Annotated in this window: 2 protein-coding genes; both read right to left on the minus strand. The window is 28.2% G+C overall.

Features of this window, described 5'->3' with window-relative positions; genetic code table 11:
* The coding region (locus U880_RS11140; protein ID WP_152520380.1) for a DUF735 family protein at positions 1–170 on the minus strand (170 nt) is incomplete at its 3' end.
* 18 nt (positions 171–188) lie between these two features.
* Positions 189–1,055 (minus strand): DUF276 domain-containing protein (locus U880_RS0102615; protein WP_024654649.1); only part of this gene is annotated, 867 nt, incomplete at its 5' end.

Below are 1,055 nucleotides of genomic sequence, written 5' to 3' on the forward strand. Positions count from 1 at the left end.
AGTTGAGATAACCATATAGCAATAAATCTTGATGAGCAGTGTTTTGTAGCGTTAATACTAGTAAAGTTCGAATTTAGACTTTTAAGTTCAGCAAGAAGTACATTAGCATAGTTAGTTTCAGTTTGAATTAACTTAGCAATTTCTGTGTTTTTAAGAAAATTAGGTATCATATTTATATTCCTTATTTCTTAAGATGTAATATCAATGAATAGGTTGTCTGTAAGATTAAATATAAGTAATTCTTCAGGCTTAACATCTATATCTTGATTTTCTTTAAATTCTGAATCATTAATGTTTGCAATTTGAGTTTTGTCATCATCTTTGAGCACTGCAAATATTTTTAATCCTTTAATGCCCTTAATCTCATTTACAGGAGCAAAGAAATCTTGATATTCAAATTTGATACCCATATTCGTGTAATTATTATTTACAATACGTGTATATATATCTCTAATACGTGAGTCGATGTTAAGATAAATATGATTTTGAAGGTCAAGTTGATACTTTACTTTAAGATAAACGTATTTTCTAACGCCTAAGGATACCTTATATGATTTGAGTTGGTTTTGTTGATTTAGCCCATCAATATTAATATTGCCTTCTAGAATAGTACCACTAGGAATAGTTTTATATAGTGTTTGCCAGAGTGTTGATTTAAAATCAGAATTGATAATATTAGTTTTAGTTGAATCTAGTAGTGATTCATTCACTATAAGATAAATATTAGCTTTACCAGCTGTGCTTATGATATTTGCATATTCTATTCCGTCGATAGAAGTTAAAGCTGTATGTACAGCATTAAATGTTGTGCTTTTGATACTGATATGCTCTTCTATAGCTTTAAAGTATTCGCCCCCAGGGCTAATTTTAGAAAAGAGTATATTAACTTCATTAATAATTTGTTCTTCTATAATTGCAAGTGATGTTGCAATAATGTTGTAAATGGATGAGGGGTCGTCATTAATTACAATTCTATGCATATTTCGTAAGTTCTCACGTTTAGTTTCAACTATTTGTTTAATATTTTGTTTTAAAATACCAAAATCAGAATCAAA

This window comes from Borrelia hispanica CRI, from assembly GCF_000500065.1.
Classification (GTDB): domain Bacteria; phylum Spirochaetota; class Spirochaetia; order Borreliales; family Borreliaceae; genus Borrelia; species Borrelia hispanica.